The sequence below is a fragment of the Streptomyces sp. TSRI0281 genome, from assembly GCF_001905125.1.
Taxonomy (GTDB): Bacteria; Actinomycetota; Actinomycetes; order Streptomycetales; family Streptomycetaceae; genus Streptomyces.
The window spans coordinates 414,372-429,993 of the sequence record NZ_LWLE01000035.1; the positions used below are offsets into that span (position 1 = coordinate 414,372).

The window sequence follows — 15,622 nt, forward strand, 5'->3', positions numbered from 1 at the left end:
TTCACCCCCGAGCGACAACCACTGGCCGCGCGTTCTGCGCGACCGGTCGGACAGGCCCTGCCGGTCAGCAGGAACCCCCCTGTCCGCGACCGGCGCCACTGCCGCCGGCCCACTCGGTGGGGACCCAACAGGCCCTCCGGCACCGGCTGGAGACCGGGCCGGCGGTATGGGACCGAGCGTGGCCGATCGTGGTGCATTCGCGGCCGGGGCACAAGGGGGTTCGTTACTCGCTAGTAACGGCCCGATAACCGGGCCGCGACGCGGGGCCATCGCCCGGCCACACTGGGTGGCACGAAAGGGGCAGCGGAATGGGAGGAATCAGGGACCGACCCGGACAGAACGCTGAGCGCGATTTACTGCGAGTAACAGCTCGCGCTTTTATCAAGATTTGGTAAAGCACAGGTGTCTCTTATCGTCCGGACGCGAAAACGGCCGCGACACCCGGGGGGTATCGCGGCCGTGTTGTCACATCAGAACAAGACTCGCGCCAGCGCGGTCCGGGCGGCGCTGACGCGCGGGTCCTCCGGGCCGATCACCTCGAAGAGCTCCAGCAGTCGCACCCGCGCCGCGTCCCGGTCGTCACCGAAATTCCGGCGGACCGCTTCGACGAGCCGCCCGAAGGCGTCCTCGACATGGCCGCCGACCAGATCCAGGTCCGCCGCGGCGATCTGGGCCGCCACATCGGCCGGGTCCTCGGCGGCGTCCTTGCGCACCTGCTGCGGGTCCATGTCCTGGACGCGCGCCAGCAGTTCGGCCTGCGCGAGGCCGAGCTTGGCCTCCGGATTGCCCGGGTCGTCGACGAGCACGTTCTTGTACGCCTGGACCGCGCCGCCGAAGTCATTGGCGTCCAGCGCCTGCGCGGCCGCCTCCAGCAGTGCGTCGTACGGCCCGGCGGGCACCTCGGCCGGGGCGGCGCTCTCGGCGTCGGCGTCCGGGTCGACGACGATGCCGGTGAGACCGAACCGCTCCTCGCCGACCTGGATCAGCTGGTCCAGGGTCTCGCGGATCTGGGCCTCGGGGGCCGCGCCCTGGAAGAGCGGCAGGGCCTGACCGGCGACCACGGCGAAGACCGCGGGAATGCCCTGGATGCCGAACTGCTGCATCAGCATCTGGTTGGCGTCGACATCGACCTTGGCCAGCAGGAAGCGGCCGTTGTACTCGACGGCCAGACGCTCCAGGAGCGGCCCCAGCTGCTTGCACGGCTCGCACCACTCGGCCCAGAAGTCGATGACGACGGGTACCTCGGCGGAGCGCTGGAGGACATCGCGCTCGAAGCCTGCTTCGTCGACGTCGATCACCAGGGCGGCGGGTGCCACGGCACCGGTGCCCCCCTTGCGGGCGGCCTCCGCGCGGGCCTGCTCCGCCTTCACCTTGGCCTCGCCGGCCGCCTTGACGGCGGCGAGGTCGACGACGCCGCTCATGGACATGTTCCTAGGCTGCATACGTACATCCTCCCCCCTGAGCACACCGTTCCGGAAAGCGATACGAGAACCGGTCCGGTCCGCCGCCCCTGCCGGAGTGCGGGGCGGACGGGCGAACACGGTGCTGGAGCCCCTGAAAGACCCCGGTGGGCCCCTGAAAGACCCGGTTCGGCGGCGGGTCCCCACCCGGCGCCTGTGGCTGTCGCTCGTTCGTGGCGAGGGGAAGGCAGGGCTGCCTTCCTTACGCTACGACCCGTAGCGTAACTGTCAGGTGGCCCTCTCGAACAGGAGTCCCCGGTGATCTGTCTCACGGGGACCGGGCCCGACCGGTTTCCCTACTCACCGGTATGGTCACCGCATGCTGAGCCACAGCGACCCCAAACCCTCCCGAACAGGACGTCCGCGCAGTACCGCGGCAGATGCCGCGATCCTCGAAGCGACCCGCGCGTCCCTGGTCGACCTCGGCTGGTCGAAGCTGACGATGGGTGATGTGGCGACCCGTGCGGGCGTCGCGAAGACGACCCTCTACCGACGCTGGGCGGGCAAGAACGAACTGGTCGTGGACGCGGTGGCGGTCCTCTTCGACGAGCTGGAACTCCCCGACCGGGGCAGCCTCTCGGCCGATGTGCAGGGCGTGGTGCTCCAGTTCGCGGCGCTGCTGGAGCGGCCGGAGACCAGGACCGCGCTGATGGCGGTGGTCGCCGAGTCCACCCGGGACGACCTGCTGCGCGAGCGCATCAGATCGGCGATCGTGGACCGGCAGAAGCGGCTCGTGATCCTCGGGCGGGAACGGGCCCAGGCCCGCGGCGAGTTGTCGTACGAGGACGACGCCGCCTCGGCCGCCCGCAACGCGGACCTGATCTTCGATGTGATCGCCGGTGCCGTCGTGCACCGGACCCTGGTGAGCGCCGAACCGGTGGACGCCGAATGGGCGTGCAGCTTCACCTCGCTCCTGCTGCTGGGGCTGGCCGGCGCTCAGACCTGGTAGCGGCCCGGGGCGAACAGCCGGAGGTTCTCCGCGACCCACGCGGAGGTCCGCTCCAGCCCGTCCGTCAGGGACACCTCCGGCCGCCAGCCCGCCCATTCACGGGCCCGCGTGTTGTCGGACAGCAGCCGGAGCACCTCACTGCCCGAGGGCCGCAGCCGCGCCGGGTCCACGACCACCCCCGCGTCCCGGCCGGACGCGGCGATCAGTGCCGCCGCCAGATCCCCGATGGAGATCTCCTGCCCGGTACCGAGGTTGACGCTCTCGCCGAGCGCCCGGTCGCAGTCCGCCAGCGCCAGGAATCCGGCCGCGGTGTCCGTGACGTAGGTGAAGTCACGGGTGGGGGCGAGCGAGCCGAGCCGGATCTCCCGTGCCCCCGCGTGCAGTTGGGCCAGGATCGTGGGGATCACGGCGCGGGCGGACTGCCGCGGGCCGTAGGTGTTGAACGGCCGCACCACCGTCACCGGCAGTTCGAAGGCGTGCCAGTGCGACAGCGCCATCATGTCGGCGCCGATCTTCGACGCGGAGTACGGGGACTGCGGCTGGAGCGGGTGGCTCTCGCTGATCGGAGCGGTGAGCGCACTCCCGTACACCTCGCTGGTGGAGGTGTGCAGCAGCCTGCGGACGGAGTGGCGGCGGCAGGCCTCCGCGACGTTCTCCGTGCCGACGACGTTCGTGCGGACGTACGCGCCCGGCGCGTCGTAGCTGTAGGGGATGCCGATGAGCGCGGCGAGGTGGAAGACGGTGTCGCAGCCCGCGACCGCGTCCATCACCCGGCCCGCGTCGCCGACGTCCCCGGCGATCATCTCGACGGGGCTGTGCGGGTCGTCGAGGTAGCGGGCGAGGTGGCCCTTCTCGGCGTACGGCTTGTAGTGGACCATCGCGCGCACCCGGGCGCCGCGCTCGACGAGCAGGTCCACGAGGGTCGAGCCGATAAATCCCTCGGCGCCGGTGACAAGGACGGTGCGGCCGTTCCAGTCGATGCTCATGAGGTGAACTTCCTTTCGGTTACGGGGTGGTGGCGAGGCGGATGACCTTGGCGGCGAGCAGGTCCGCCGCCCGGCCGTGGTTGCCGGGACCGGCGGCGCGGCCCATCACGGCGAGCCGGGCCGGGTCCGCGAGGAGCGGGCCGACGAGCGTGGCCAGCCGCTCGGCGGTGGTCTCGCCGTCGGGCAGCAGATGGGCGGCGCCCGCGTCGGACAGCACCCGGGCGTTGTGGGTCTGGTGGTCGCCGGGGGCGTGCGGGTACGGCACGAGGACGGCCGGTACCCCGGTGGTGGCGAGTTCCGCGACGGTCGCCGAACCGGCCCGGCACACCACCAGATCGGCCACCGCGTAGGCCAGGTCCATCCGGTCGAGATACGGCACGGCCTGCGCGACCCGGTCCGCGCCCGCGTCGGCGAGCAGCTGCCGGGTCCCGGCCAGCGCCGCCGGGCCCGTCTTGATCAGCAGGTGCACATCGGTACGGTCCCGCCAGGCGGCGGCCAGGCCGGTCGCGGCCGCGGTGAGGCGGGCCGCGCCCAGACTGCCCCCGTTGAAGAGCACGACCCGGGCGCCGTCGGGTATCGCGAAGGCGGCGCGCGCCTCGGCGCGCAGGGCACCGCGGTCCAGGGCGGCCAGCGTCGCGGCGACCGGCATACCGACGGTTTCGGCGTCCTGGCCGCCCGTCAGGTGCGCGCGGCTGCCGTCGAAGGCGACCGTGACGTGCGGGGTGAGCCGGGCGGCGAACTGATTGGCCCGGCCCGGTACCGCGTTGGACTCATGGATCACGCTCGGCAGCCCGGCCATCCGGGCCCCGAGGATGACCGGTGCGCTCGGGTAGCCGCCCATGCCCACCGCGACCCGGGCGCCCTGTGTGCGCAGGATGGACCGGCACTGGGCGCCGGACCTGACGAGCGCGGCGGGGAGCAGGAAGCGCCTGGCCCCCAGAGCCGGGTCGAAGGGGATCATGTCGACGGTGTGCAGCCGGTATCCGGCGGCCGGGATCAGCGTGGTCTCCAGCCCGCGTTCGGTGCCGACGAAGGAGATGACCGCGTCCGGATCGGCCCGGCGCAGGGCCTCGGCGAGGGCGAGCCCCGGATAGATGTGGCCGCCGGTGCCGCCCGCACCGATCACGACGGAGAGTGGTGTGCTCATGGCCGCCACACTCACGAAGCGGCATAAGAAGGTTCTAAGAGTCCCCTTTGGCAGGCTTCGGGGTATGACCAAGATCCTGGTGGCCGACGACGAGCCGGAAGTGCGGGCCGCCGTCGAGGACGGACTGACCATCGAGGGGTACGAGGTACGGGGCGTCGGCGACGGCCTCGCCGCGCTCTCCGCCGTCGCTTCGTGGCAGCCCGACGCACTCGTCCTGGATGTGATGATGCCGGTCCTGGACGGTCTCGGGGTCTGCCGCAGGCTGCGTGCGCTGGACGACCGGACCCCCGTCCTGGTCCTCACCGCGCTGGGCTCGGTCAGCGAACGCGTCGACGGTCTGGACGCGGGCGCCGACGACTATCTGGTGAAGCCGTTCGCGCTGGACGAACTGGTGGCCCGGGTCAGGGCACTGCTGCGGCGGGCCGCCCCGGCACCACTGGAGCACGACCTGTCCTTCGCGGACCTGACGCTGGACCCGGTGACCCGCACGGGCCGGCGGGCGGGCCGTCCGCTGGAGTTCAGCCGCACGGAGTCCGCCCTGCTGGAGCTGCTGGTGCGCCATCCGGGGCAGGTGCTCCCGCGCGAGGTGATCCTCGAACGGGTCTGGGGTCAGGACTTCGGCCCGGACTCCAACTCGCTCGCGGTGTACGTGGGGTATCTGCGCCGCAAGCTGGAGGCGGGCGGCGAACCGAGGCTCGTCCACACGGTGCACGGGGTCGGCTACCGGCTGGACGTGGCATGAGCGGCGGGCGCAGACGCGGGCTGGGGGCACGCTGGCGGCGGCGACGGCCGTTGCGCACGCGGCTGGCCGTGGCGGCGTCGGCGGCGGTCGCGCTGGTCGCGGTCGGGATGTGCGCGGCGGCGTTCTTCGTGATCCGGTACGAGATGGTGCACCAGCTGGACCTGAGTCTGACCCAGTCGGCGACCCGGCTGATCCAGGAGCACCGCGACGGCGGGCCGGGGGTGCTGGCGGGCGAGTGCCGCTATCTGGCGTCGCCCGCCTGTGCGCAGACCGTTCCGGCCGACCCGGCCGCGGACCCCGCCGAGCCGTATCTGCTGCCGGTCTCCGCCCCGGTCAGAGCGGTGGCCGCGGGTGAACGGGCCGCGTACTTCAGCTCCGTCACGCTCTACGGCAGGCCGATGCGGATGCTGACGACCCGGTTCGGCGAGGACACGGCGGTGCAGCTGGCGCTCCGTTCGGACCCGGTGGACCGGGGGGTCCGGCAGGCGGCGCGGCTCCTGGCGGTGGTCGGCGGGGCGGGCGTCCTGCTGGCGGCGGGCCTGGGCTACGGGGTCTCGCGCACGGGTCTGGCACCGGTCGCCCGGCTGACCGCGACCGCGGAGCGCATCGCCGCCACCCGGGACCCGCGCCACCGCATCGAGCTGCCGCCGGGGCCGCCGGGGCGGCAGGACGAGGTGACCCGGCTCGCCGCGAGCTTCAACACCATGCTCGGCGAGCTGGAGCAGTCGGTCACCGCCCAGCGCCGGCTGGTCGCGGACGCCTCGCACGAGCTGCGCACACCGCTCACGGCGCTGCGGACGAACGCGGAGCTGCTGGCCCGCGCCGACCGGCTCACCGACGCCCAGCGCGACCGGGCGTCGGGGGCGCTGGGCCGGCAGATCCGCGAGGTCACCGGCATGGTGAACGACCTGATCGAGCTGGCCAGGGACGAGGAGCCGCTGCCCCTGCTGGAGCAGGTGCGCCTCGCGGAGCTGACCGGGCACGCGGTGGCCACGGCCGGGGCGCACTGGCCGGACACCCCGTTCCTGCTGGATGTCGAGGAGCGGGCGGCGGGGGCGACGCGGCCCGGCGTACCGGCCCGGCTCGTCCGGCTGCTCACCAACCTGCTGGACAACGCCGCGAAGTTCAGCCCGCCGGGCGCACCCGTGGAGGTCGCCCTGACCGCGTTCGGGGACGGGCAACGGGGCGCCCTGGAACTCACGGTGCGCGATCACGGCCCCGGGATCGCCCCGGCGGACCTCCCGCATGTCTTCGACCGCTTCTACCGCGCCGAGTCCGCCCGCGCCCTGCCCGGTTCGGGCCTGGGTCTGGCCATGGCCCGGCAGATCGCCCGCGCCCACGGTGCGGACCTCGTGGCGGAGGCCGCACCGGGGGGCGGGGCGCTCTTCCGGCTGACGTTTCCCGGGGCGCCGCGGTCTCAGAAGCCCGGCGGCTCCGTGTAGGTGCCCCACTCCTCGCGCAGGACGCCGCAGATCTCGCCGAGCGTGGCCTCGGCCCGTGCCGCGTCCAGCATCGGCACGATCATGTTCGAGCCGTCCCGGGCGGCGGCCAGCATCGCGTCCAGCGCGGCGCTCACCCTGGCGTCGTCGCGGCCGTCCTTGCGGGCGCCGAGCTCGCGCACCTGGTCGCGCTCGACCTCGTGGCTGACCCGCAGGATCTCCAGATCGCCGGTGACGGAGCCGTGGTGGACGTTGACACCCACGACCCGCTTGTCGCCCTTCTCCAGCGACCGCTGGTACTGGAAGGCGGACTCGGCGATCTCCCCGGTGAACCAGCCGTCCTCTATGCCGCGCAGGATTCCGGAGGTGATCGGGCCGATCGGGTGCTTCCCGTCCGGCCGGGCGCGGGTGCCGCGCTCCTTGATCTGGTCGAAGATCTTCTCGGCCTCGGCCTCGATCCGGTCGGTGAGCTGCTCGACGTACCAGGAGCCGCCCAGCGGGTCGGCGACATTGGCGACGCCGGTCTCCTCCATCAGCACCTGCTGGGTGCGCAGGGCGATCTCGGCGGCCTGCTCGGAGGGCAGGGCGAGGGTCTCGTCGAGGGCGTTGGTGTGCAGCGAGTTGGTGCCGCCCAGGACGGCGGAGAGCGCCTCGACGGCGGTGCGTACGACGTTGTTGTACGGCTGCTGGGCGGTGAGGGAGACCCCGGCCGTCTGGGTGTGGAAGCGCAGCCACTGCGCCTTGTCGGTCTTCGCGCCGTACGTCTCCTTCATCCAGCGGGCCCAGATCCGGCGGGCGGCGCGGAACTTGGCGATCTCCTCGAAGAAGTCGAGGTGCGCGTCGAAGAAGAAGGAGAGTCCGGGGGCGAAGGTGTCGACGTCGAGCCCGCGGGAAAGGCCGAGCTCCACGTAACCGAAGCCGTCGGCCAGGGTGTACGCCAGCTCCTGCGCGGCCGTCGCCCCGGCCTCGCGGATGTGGTACCCGGAGACGGAGAGCGGCTTGTACGCGGGGATGTCGCGGGCGCAGTGCTCCATCAGGTCGCCGATGAGGCGCAGATGGGGCTCGGGCTGGAAGAGCCACTCCTTCTGGGCGATGTACTCCTTGAAGATGTCGGTCTGGAGCGTGCCGTTGAGCACGCCCGGGTCGACGCCCTGACGCTCGGCGGCGACCAGGTACATGCAGAAGACGGGGACGGCGGGGCCGCTGATCGTCATCGAGGTCGTGACGTCACCGAGCGGGATGTCCTTGAACAGGACCTCCATGTCGGCGGCGGAGTCGATGGCGACACCGCAGTGCCCGACCTCGCCGAGCGCCCGCGGGTCGTCGGAGTCGCGGCCCATCAGGGTCGGCATGTCGAAGGCGACGCTGAGTCCGCCGCCGCCGTTGGCCAGGATCTTCTTGTAGCGCTCGTTGGTCTGCTCGGCGTTGCCGAAGCCGGCGAACTGGCGGATGGTCCAGGTGCGGCCCCGGTAGCCGGTGGGGTAGAGCCCTCGGGTGAAGGGGTACTCGCCGGGCCAGCCGATCCGCTCGAACCCCTCGTACGTATCGCCGGGGCGTGGCCCGTACGCGGGCTCCACCGGGTCCCCGGAGAGCGTGGTGAAGTCCGCGTCGCGCTTGCGGGCCTTGTCGTAACGGGCCTGCCAGCGGAGGCGGCCTTCCTCGATCGCGTCAGCGTCCATACACTCGAATTTACTAGGACGTCCTAGTAAATGTCGATGGCAAACCGCCCGGTGCTTTGCACGAGGCGGTTCCGAGTGGTGCGCGATGGTGCGGCGCGGCGCCGGTCAGGCCTTCGCGGTCACCGGGGAACTGTCCGCGATCAACGGCTCCACCTCGGCGACGACCTTGCGCTCCACGAAGAACGCGGCCGTCGGGATGGTGCCCGAGATCAGTACCCACAGCAGCTTGCCGACGGGCCACTTCGCCTTGGAGCCGAGGTCGAAGGCGAAGATCAGATAGATGATGTAGAGCACGCCATGGATCTGCGAGACCACGAGGGTGACGCCCTCACCGGTGTCGAATCCGTACTTGAAGACCATGCACAGGCAGAGGATCAACAACATGACGGCGGTGACGTATGCCATCACCCGATAACGGGTCAGCACGCTGCGTTTCATGGCATCGAGCCTAACCGGGCCGCCGGGGCGATCTTGCAGCGCCCTGCCCCTCACCGCGCGTGGACTACTGGTCCTCGAAATCGTGTGCGGCGACCCGCAACGGGCGCAGCATCGCGAAGATCTCGGCACACTCCTCGGAGTCGTAGGCACTCAGGCCGAAGTCCATCGCCACCAGGTCCCGGGTGGCCGCCTCGACGACCTCGCGGCCCCTGGCGGTGATGGAGGCCAGGGTGCCCCGCCCGTCGTTCGGGTTGGGGCGCTTGTCGACCAGACCGGACTTCACCAGCCGGTCGACGGTGTTCGTCACGGAGGTGGGGTGCACCATGAGCCGCTCGCCGATCTTGGACATCGGCAGCTCACCCGCCTTGGAGAAGGTGAGCAGCACCAGCGCCTCGTACCGGGCGAAGGTCAGTCCGTACGGCTTGACGACCGCGTCGACCTCGGCGAGCAGGATCTGCTGGGCCCGCATGATCGAGGTGATCGCCCCCATCGAGGGCACGGGCCCCCAGCGCTGATGCCAGAGTTCTTCGGCACGGGCGATGGGATCGAAGGGAAGGCTGAGCGGCTTCGGCACGGCACCGACCTTACCGACTGGTCATATGCCGGTCAGCCCCGTCTCGCCCTTCGGTACCGGGCTTCGGTACGGGAGCGGTCCTGCGCACCTCGACGATCAGCAGCACCGTGCATGCGGTCCCGAGGGCCCCGGACGCGGCCACCACCTGGTGCACAGGAAAGAACTCGGCCGCCAGCCCGGCCAGCGCCATGCCCACGCCCTGGCCCGTCATCAGCCCGGCGGTGAGCAGGGTCATGGCCCGGCCGCGCAGCTCCGGCGGGACGGCGTCGACGAACCACTGGTCGAGCCCGATGATGTACGCCGCCCCCGCCCCGGCCAGCACGAGGGCCACCACGGTCAGGACCAGGCCGGGGCGGACCGCGTACACCACGAGGGGCAGCAGTCCGGCCGCGGCGACCGGCAGCACGATCCGGGACCGGGTACGGGGGCTGAGGGCGGAGCCCGCGTACAGCTCGGCCCCGATATGGCCGACCGCCATCGCGCACATCATCAGCCCGAGCGCGGCGGGTCCCGCGCCGATGGCGTCCGCGTACGGGGCGGCGAGCGCCTCCGGGGCGACGACGAACACGGCGGGCACCCAGAAGAGCAGCATCAGCGCGCGGATCCTGCGGTCGGCGAGCACGGTGCGGGCTCCGGCCAGCGACTGCTTCAGCAGCGCGCCGCCTCCGTCTCCCCCGGTCCGGGCGGGCCGGTCACGGGTGCCCAGGCGGAGCAGGGCGGCCGAGCAGAGGAACGTACCGACCGTGATCGTGATCGCCCCGCGCGGGGACACCACGGCGAGCAGCAGTCCGCCGACGCCGAAGCCGATGAGGACCGCGCTCTGCGAGACGATCCGCAGCAGCGAGCGGCCCAGTACGAAGAGGTCCCCGTCGCCGAGGATGTCGGTGAGGGCGGCCATCCGGGTCCCGGTGAACACGGGCGACACCGCGGCGACCAGGCAGCGCAGGACCAGGAGGCCGGCCACGGGGGTGCCGGGCAGCACCATCACGGCGACGCAGCCCGCGCAGATCAGGTCACAGGTGACGAGGACCCGGCGGGCCGGGTAGCGGTCGGCGACCCCGGCGAAGAGCGTGCCGCCGACGAGGTACGGGAGGAAGCCGAGCGCGAAGGTGAGGGCGCTGAGCAGGGGCGAGCCGGTGAGGTCGTACACGAGGACGGTGAGGGCCAGCTCACTGATGACGACCCCGAGGAGCGAGAGGAGGTGCGCGGCGAAGACGGCCCGGAACTCCCGGACACCGAACACGGCCCGGTAGCCGCGCCCGGGTGCGGGGGCGGTGGGTACGGGGCCGGCGGGTGCGGGGGCGACGGGTGTGGCGTCGGTGGGCTCCCGGAGCGGCGCCGCGGGGCCCGGGTCGGGGTGGGCGGCGCGCTCCGGGGGCGTAGCCGGAGGCGGTACCTCGGGGGCGGGCCGGTCGCGGGGTGTGCCCGCCGGGGTGTCGGTATCGCTCGGCATGGGGCGAGCCTGTCCCGGCCGCGGCCGGCATCGTTAGACTTTCGGCTGACGCCGAATCTTCGCGAGGCCCCGGTATGCCGTTTCATCTGCACTTCGACGAGAGCGACCTGCTGCGCTGCCGCTTCGCGCTCTCGCCGCTCTGGGAGACCCAGGAAGCCGTGCGCACCCTGGCCCGCGCCTACCGCCACGGCTACCACCTGCCCTGGCTCCGGCAGATCCGGGCGGAGGCCGCGGCGCTGGACCTGGAGCCGCTGTGGCTGCTCATGCCGGACGGCGGCCACAACCCGGACTTCATCTGCCCGCCGCCGCTCGGCCCCCTCGCCACGTTCGAGGAGGAGATCGCGGGCCTCCGGTCGGTCGACCCCGAGGTCGCCCGTGCGGACATGGCGATGGCCCTGGCGGAGCGGCCCGGCGGCCCGGCGTCCACCGCCGGACGACGGATGCTCGCCGATCCCGCACGGACCGTCCGGGAACTGGCCGATCTGCTGGAACGGGCCTGGCAGGTACTGGTAGAGCCGCACTGGCCACGGCTGCGCGCGCTGCTGGAGGCCGATATCGCCTACCACTCACGACGGCTCGCGGAGGTCGGCTTCGAGCGGCTCCTGGGCGAGGTGAGCCCGCAGCTGCGCTGGACGGAATCCACGCTCACCATCGTGGGGACCAAGGGGAACCACTCACGGGTCCTCGGCGGGCAGGGGCTCGTCCTGATGCCGAGCGCGTTCGTCTGGCCGGAGGTGGTCGGCGGGTACGAGGAGCCCTGGCTGCCCGCGGTGATCTACCCGGCGCGCGGGATCGGCGGACTGTGGAGCGAGGCCGCCGACCGGACCCCCGACGTACTCGCCCGGCTGCTCGGCCGCGCGCGGGCCGATGTGCTGTGCGCGCTGGACGAACCCGCCGGGACGAGCGCGCTGGCGCACCGGCTCTCCCTCGCCCCGTCCTCCGTATCGGCGCATCTGTCGGTACTGCGGGAGGCGGGGCTGCTGACCTCGCGCAGGTACGGGCACCAGGTGCTGTACGAACGGACTCCGCTCGGGATCGCACTGGCGGTGTCGCCCTGAGCACGCGCCGGTGACGACACGTGTTGCCGGCGGGCGCGGGACGGTGACCGCATGACGGTGGGCGCGGGACGCGGCAAAGCCCCCGGCCGTGTGGCACCGGGGGCCTGTCGGGTGAACGCGGAAGCACCGCTCCGCGGACGGGCGTCAGGGCGCCAAGTACCGCTCCACCGTCTCGACCTTGGAGGTCAGACCGTCGGTGACACCCGGCCGGATGTCGGCCTTCAGGACCAGGGAGACGCGTCCGGCGCGGGCCTCGACGGCGGCGACGGCGCGCTTGACGACGTCCATGACCTCATCCCATTCACCTTCGATGGAGGTGAACATGGCGTCCGTACGGTTGGGCAGCCCGGACTCGCGGACGACCCGCACGGCGTCGGCCACGTACTCGCCGACATTCTCGCCGACACCCAGCGGGGAGACCGAGAAGGCGACGATCATGCGCTGACCGTCCCCTCGCGGCGGGCGCGGGCGGCGATGGCGCCATCGGCCTCGTAGCGCTTGAGGAGCTTGTCGCCGTACAGCCCGCCGAACGGGAGCAGCGCCAGCAGGAAGAACAGGGCGACGCGCTTCAGCGGCCACTTCGTCTTGGCCCATACGTCGGCCAGCAGCACGGCGTAGATCACGAAGAGCACCCCGTGCAGCATGCCCAGCGGCATCATCAGGAAGTCGATGTCCGAGACACGGCTGAGGACCGAGCCGAAAAGGATGAGGGCGGGGAAGGACAGCGCCTCGGGAATCGAGATGAGGCGCAGCCGGTGCAGGGCGGTAGCGGTCTTGATGTCCACGGGGGCACCTTCGGTGGGAGGGTCGTGACGGCTTGTGAACGCGGGCACAAGCGTCCCCCATTGTGGCATCGCCGCCCGGCGCCCCCGGCCCCGGGTGCCGGAAGAGTCCGGGGGGCCTGGTCGGCGTACGGCTCCGGCGGTTACCGTCGGACCGTGGCGATGTTCCGACTCCAAGGCAGCAAGACGCTCGCCGTCGACCTGACCGGCGATGCCGTCAAGGCGAAGAACGGCTCGATGGTCGCGTACGACGGGCAGATGGCGTTCAAGAAGATGTCCGGCGGCGGCGAGGGCGTCCGCGGCATGGTGACCCGCCGGCTGACCGGCGAGCAGATGACCGTGATGGAGGTGAAGGGGCAGGGCACCTGCTATTTCGCCGACCGGGCGAGCGAGATCAATCTGGTCACGCTGCACGGCGACAAGCTGTACGTCGAGGCGAGCAATCTGCTCGCCACCGACGGCGGGCTGCGCACCGGGACGTCCTTCACCGGGCTGCGCGGCGGGGCGAGCGGCAACGGTCTGTTCACCACCACGGTCGAGGGCACCGGCCGGGCGGCGATCATGTCGGACGGTGCGGCGGTGCTGCTGCGGGTGACGCCCCAGTACCCGCTGACGGTCGACCCGGGCGCCTACATCGCCCATCAGGGCAGTCTCCAGCAGCACTTCCAGTCCGGGGTGAACTTCCGCACGCTGATGGGCGAGGGCTCCGGCGAGTCGTTCCAGATCCGCTTCGAGGGCGACGGGCTCGTCTACGTACAGCCCAGTGAGCGGAACACCGTCGGGGGCGATGTCTGATGCCGTTCCGTGAGATCAACTCGAAGATGGTCGAGGCCTCGGTGGCCCCCGGCCAGAAGATGTACAGCCAGCGGGGCGCGATGCTCGCCTACCGCGGCGAGGTGTCGTTCACCCCGAACATGCAGGGCGGCGGGGGCGGCATCGCCTCCATGATCGGCCGGCGGGTGGCGGGTGAGGCGACCCCGCTGATGACGGTCGAGGGCAGCGGCACGGTGATGTTCGGCCACGGTGGCCACCACATCCAGGTGATCAACCTGGCGGGCGACACCCTGTTCGTGGAGGCCGACCGGCTGCTCGCCTTCGACGGCACCCTTCAGCAGGGCACGATGTTCATGGGTTCGCAGGGCGGGGTGATGGGCATGGTGCGCGGTCAGGTCACCGGGCAGGGTCTGTTCACCACGACGCTCAAGGGCCACGGCGCGGTCGCGGTGATGGCGCACGGCGGGGTGATCGAGCTGCCGATCGCGCCGGGCCGGCCGGTGCATGTGGACCCGCAGGCCTACGTCGCCCACCACGGGGACGTGACGAACAAGCTGTCCACCGCGCTCGGCTGGCGCGACATGGTGGGGCGCGGGGCCGGTGAGGCGTTCCAGCTGGAGCTGAGCGGCAGTGGCGCGGTGTACGTCCAGGCGTCGGAGGAGAAGCTGTGAGCACGCCCGTGATCTTCGACCCGATGACGCTGCCGTCGGACGACAACGTCAACGCGTACACCTTCTGCGTGGAGCTGAAGGGGAGCCAGTGGTTCCTGCAGAAGGGGAAGATGATCGCCTATTACGGGCGGATCGAGTTCAACGGGATCGGGCACGGCCGCTTCGAGCGGCTGATCCGTACGAGCTTCCACTCACCGCTGCACGCGAGCGACTGGGTGGTGGCCGAGGGCAGCGGGAAGATGCTGCTCGCGGACCGGGCCTTCGACGTGAACTCGTACGACCTGGAGAACGGGAACCTGACGATCAGGTCCGGCAACCTGCTGGCCTACCAGCCGACGCTGGCCCTGAAGCAGTCGATCGTGCCGGGCTTCCTGACCCTGATCGGTACGGGGAAGTTCGTGGCGGCGTCCAACGGTCCGGTGGTCTTCATGGAGCCGCCGCTGCGGGTCGATCCGCAGGCGCTGGTGGGCTGGGCCGACTGCCCCTCGCCCTGCCATCACTACGACCACGGCTATATGTCGGGGATCATGGGCGGGCTGCGCTCGCTCACGGGGATCGGTGGCGCGTCGGGCGAGGAGCACCAGTTCGAGTTCGTCGGGGCGGGCACGGTGCTGCTCCAGTCGACCGAGGTACTGATGCCCGAGCAGGCGGTGGGGGCGACTCCGCAGCAGGCGGGAGTGCCCGGTGGTGCGGGTGGTGCCGGTGGTGCGGGTCAACCTGGGTCCGCGCCCCGTCTGCCCGGCCAGCTGGGGGACCTCCAGCGTCGCTTCGGTTGGTGAACGGTAGTCTGCGGAGTGTGACGTCGAACGTGTGCACAGAGCCGACCCCGGCCCTGGGGTCGGGACCCGAACCCCGGCGGTGCCGGGCGTCACACCCCTTACTTTCGTCCGGCTTTCAACTTCTTAGGTAGAATCCATATATGGAGACCGAGACGGCCACGCGCTGGCTGAACGACGCGGAGCAGTGCGCCTGGCGCACCCACCTGGACGTCAGCAGGCTGCTGATGCACCAGCTGGAGAAGGATCTCCAGCCGTTCGGCCTGACCAACAACGACTACGAGATCCTGGTCAATCTCTCCGAGTCGGACGACCAGCGCATGCGGATGAGCGACCTCGCCGCTGCGACCCTTCAGTCCAAGAGCCGGCTCTCGCACCAGATCACCCGCATGGAGACCGCGGGGCTGGTCCGCCGCACCAACTGCGAGTCGGACCGCCGCGGACTGTACGCCGTACTGACCGCGCTCGGCGCCGAGACCATGCGCAAGGTCGCGCCGCACCATGTCGCCTCGGTGCGCAAACACTTCATGGACCTGCTCTCCCCCGAGGCCCTGGCGGACCTCCACACGGCGCTGACGCCGATCGCGGAGCACCTGCGCGGACGGCGCGGCAAGGCATAGGGCGTAGAGCACAGGACTACGGCGCGAGCCGCGTCGTGCGCGGCACCGCGGCGCGAGCGGCGCAGGACGCGGCA

Annotated in this window: 17 protein-coding genes; 8 read left to right on the forward strand and 9 right to left on the reverse strand. The window is 71.5% G+C overall.

Features of this window, described 5'->3' with window-relative positions; translation table 11 throughout:
• Nucleotides 1-470: 470 nt before the first annotated feature.
• Nucleotides 471-1,442: a tetratricopeptide repeat protein gene (locus tag A6A29_RS36425; RefSeq protein WP_073727195.1), complete on the reverse strand. Its 972-nt coding sequence runs from the start codon at nt 1,440-1,442 to the stop codon at nt 471-473.
• A 337-nt stretch (nt 1,443-1,779) separates the two neighbouring features.
• Here A6A29_RS36425 and A6A29_RS36430 point away from each other — a divergent pair, with 337 nt between their 5' ends.
• Nucleotides 1,780-2,409, forward strand: a complete 630-nt coding sequence (locus A6A29_RS36430) for a TetR/AcrR family transcriptional regulator (RefSeq protein WP_073727197.1) — start codon at nt 1,780-1,782, stop codon at nt 2,407-2,409.
• Here A6A29_RS36430 and A6A29_RS36435 read toward each other — a convergent pair.
• Together A6A29_RS36435 and A6A29_RS36440 are read right to left on the reverse strand one after the other, a co-directional pair.
• Complete coding sequence (locus tag A6A29_RS36435) at nt 2,397-3,395, reverse strand: GDP-mannose 4,6-dehydratase (RefSeq protein ID WP_073727199.1); 999 nt, start codon at nt 3,393-3,395, stop codon at nt 2,397-2,399. The two genes, A6A29_RS36430 and A6A29_RS36435, sit on opposite strands and share 13 nt — an antisense overlap.
• A gap of 19 nt (nt 3,396-3,414) precedes the next feature.
• Nucleotides 3,415-4,542 carry a UDP-N-acetylglucosamine--N-acetylmuramyl-(pentapeptide) pyrophosphoryl-undecaprenol N-acetylglucosamine transferase gene (locus tag A6A29_RS36440; RefSeq protein ID WP_073727201.1) on the reverse strand — a complete coding sequence of 376 codons (1,128 nt, stop codon included), beginning with the start codon at nt 4,540-4,542 and terminating at the stop codon, nt 3,415-3,417.
• A 64-nt stretch (nt 4,543-4,606) separates the two neighbouring features.
• Between A6A29_RS36440 and A6A29_RS36445 the strand changes: the two genes are divergently transcribed.
• On the forward strand, nt 4,607-5,284 hold the full coding sequence (locus A6A29_RS36445; RefSeq protein WP_198953513.1) for a response regulator transcription factor: 678 nt from the start codon (nt 4,607-4,609) through the stop codon (nt 5,282-5,284).
• A complete protein-coding gene (locus tag A6A29_RS36450; protein WP_073727204.1) occupies nt 5,281-6,726 on the forward strand; it encodes a sensor histidine kinase in 1,446 nt (481 codons plus the stop codon). Before A6A29_RS36445 ends, A6A29_RS36450 begins: the two co-directional genes overlap by 4 nt.
• On the opposite strand, the gene A6A29_RS36455 is transcribed toward A6A29_RS36450, so the two are convergent.
• The 4 genes from A6A29_RS36455 to A6A29_RS36470 all read right to left on the reverse strand — a co-directional run bounded on the left by A6A29_RS36455 (nt 6,702) and on the right by A6A29_RS36470 (nt 10,867).
• Complete coding sequence (locus A6A29_RS36455; protein WP_073727206.1) at nt 6,702-8,402, reverse strand: acyl-CoA mutase large subunit family protein; 1,701 nt, start codon at nt 8,400-8,402, stop codon at nt 6,702-6,704. The genes A6A29_RS36450 and A6A29_RS36455 overlap by 25 nt on opposite strands.
• A 105-nt stretch (nt 8,403-8,507) precedes the next feature.
• Complete coding sequence (locus A6A29_RS36460; protein ID WP_073727208.1) at nt 8,508-8,840, reverse strand: DUF3817 domain-containing protein; 333 nt, start codon at nt 8,838-8,840, stop codon at nt 8,508-8,510.
• Nucleotides 8,841-8,904: 64 nt separating this feature from the next.
• On the reverse strand, nt 8,905-9,414 hold the full coding sequence (locus tag A6A29_RS36465; protein WP_073727210.1) for a MarR family winged helix-turn-helix transcriptional regulator: 510 nt from the start codon (nt 9,412-9,414) through the stop codon (nt 8,905-8,907).
• A 10-nt stretch (nt 9,415-9,424) separates the two neighbouring features.
• Entirely contained in the window at nt 9,425-10,867 is a 1,443-nt protein-coding gene (locus A6A29_RS36470; RefSeq protein ID WP_073727212.1) for an MFS transporter, read from the reverse strand.
• A gap of 74 nt (nt 10,868-10,941) precedes the next feature.
• On the opposite strand from A6A29_RS36470, the gene A6A29_RS36475 reads away from it, so the two are divergent.
• Complete coding sequence (locus tag A6A29_RS36475; protein WP_073727214.1) at nt 10,942-11,925, forward strand: ArsR/SmtB family transcription factor; 984 nt, start codon at nt 10,942-10,944, stop codon at nt 11,923-11,925.
• Nucleotides 11,926-12,069: 144 nt separating this feature from the next.
• On the opposite strand, the gene A6A29_RS36480 is transcribed toward A6A29_RS36475, so the two are convergent.
• The gene (locus A6A29_RS36480) at nt 12,070-12,363 is read right to left on the reverse strand and encodes an MTH1187 family thiamine-binding protein (protein ID WP_073727216.1); all 294 of its coding nucleotides are present in this window, start codon (nt 12,361-12,363) and stop codon (nt 12,070-12,072) included.
• Nucleotides 12,360-12,710, reverse strand: coding sequence for a DUF3817 domain-containing protein (locus tag A6A29_RS36485; protein WP_073727218.1), 351 nt, complete (start codon nt 12,708-12,710; stop codon nt 12,360-12,362). Before A6A29_RS36485 ends, A6A29_RS36480 begins: the two co-directional genes overlap by 4 nt.
• Before the next feature lie 159 nt (nt 12,711-12,869).
• Between A6A29_RS36485 and A6A29_RS36490 the strand changes: the two genes are divergently transcribed.
• The 4 genes from A6A29_RS36490 to A6A29_RS36505 all read left to right on the forward strand — a co-directional run bounded on the left by A6A29_RS36490 (nt 12,870) and on the right by A6A29_RS36505 (nt 15,548).
• Entirely contained in the window at nt 12,870-13,502 is a 633-nt protein-coding gene (locus tag A6A29_RS36490) for an AIM24 family protein (protein WP_073727220.1), read from the forward strand.
• Complete coding sequence (locus A6A29_RS36495) at nt 13,502-14,152, forward strand: AIM24 family protein (protein ID WP_073727222.1); 651 nt, start codon at nt 13,502-13,504, stop codon at nt 14,150-14,152. The genes A6A29_RS36490 and A6A29_RS36495 overlap by 1 nt, the downstream gene beginning before the upstream one ends.
• Nucleotides 14,149-14,931, forward strand: a complete 783-nt coding sequence (locus tag A6A29_RS36500; RefSeq protein ID WP_073727224.1) for an AIM24 family protein — start codon at nt 14,149-14,151, stop codon at nt 14,929-14,931. Before A6A29_RS36495 ends, A6A29_RS36500 begins: the two co-directional genes overlap by 4 nt.
• Before the next feature lie 140 nt (nt 14,932-15,071).
• Nucleotides 15,072-15,548, forward strand: a complete 477-nt coding sequence (locus A6A29_RS36505; protein WP_073727226.1) for a MarR family winged helix-turn-helix transcriptional regulator — start codon at nt 15,072-15,074, stop codon at nt 15,546-15,548.
• Nucleotides 15,549-15,622 lie beyond the last annotated feature (74 nt).

Coding starts and splice junctions, on each gene's coding strand:
- A6A29_RS36425 (WP_073727195.1), bottom strand. CDS start 1,442: ATGCAGCCTAGGAACATGTCCATGAGCGGCGTCGTCGACCTCGCCGCC.
- A6A29_RS36430 (WP_073727197.1), top strand. CDS start 1,780: ATGCTGAGCCACAGCGACCCCAAACCCTCCCGAACAGGACGTCCGCGC.
- A6A29_RS36435 (WP_073727199.1), bottom strand. CDS start 3,395: ATGAGCATCGACTGGAACGGCCGCACCGTCCTTGTCACCGGCGCCGAG.
- A6A29_RS36440 (WP_073727201.1), bottom strand. CDS start 4,542: ATGAGCACACCACTCTCCGTCGTGATCGGTGCGGGCGGCACCGGCGGC.
- A6A29_RS36445 (WP_198953513.1), top strand. CDS start 4,607: ATGACCAAGATCCTGGTGGCCGACGACGAGCCGGAAGTGCGGGCCGCC.
- A6A29_RS36450 (WP_073727204.1), top strand. CDS start 5,281: ATGAGCGGCGGGCGCAGACGCGGGCTGGGGGCACGCTGGCGGCGGCGA.
- A6A29_RS36455 (WP_073727206.1), bottom strand. CDS start 8,402: ATGGACGCTGACGCGATCGAGGAAGGCCGCCTCCGCTGGCAGGCCCGT.
- A6A29_RS36460 (WP_073727208.1), bottom strand. CDS start 8,840: ATGAAACGCAGCGTGCTGACCCGTTATCGGGTGATGGCATACGTCACC.
- A6A29_RS36470 (WP_073727212.1), bottom strand. CDS start 10,867: ATGCCGAGCGATACCGACACCCCGGCGGGCACACCCCGCGACCGGCCC.
- A6A29_RS36475 (WP_073727214.1), top strand. CDS start 10,942: ATGCCGTTTCATCTGCACTTCGACGAGAGCGACCTGCTGCGCTGCCGC.
- A6A29_RS36480 (WP_073727216.1), bottom strand. CDS start 12,363: ATGATCGTCGCCTTCTCGGTCTCCCCGCTGGGTGTCGGCGAGAATGTC.
- A6A29_RS36490 (WP_073727220.1), top strand. CDS start 12,870: ATGTTCCGACTCCAAGGCAGCAAGACGCTCGCCGTCGACCTGACCGGC.
- A6A29_RS36495 (WP_073727222.1), top strand. CDS start 13,502: ATGCCGTTCCGTGAGATCAACTCGAAGATGGTCGAGGCCTCGGTGGCC.
- A6A29_RS36505 (WP_073727226.1), top strand. CDS start 15,072: ATGGAGACCGAGACGGCCACGCGCTGGCTGAACGACGCGGAGCAGTGC.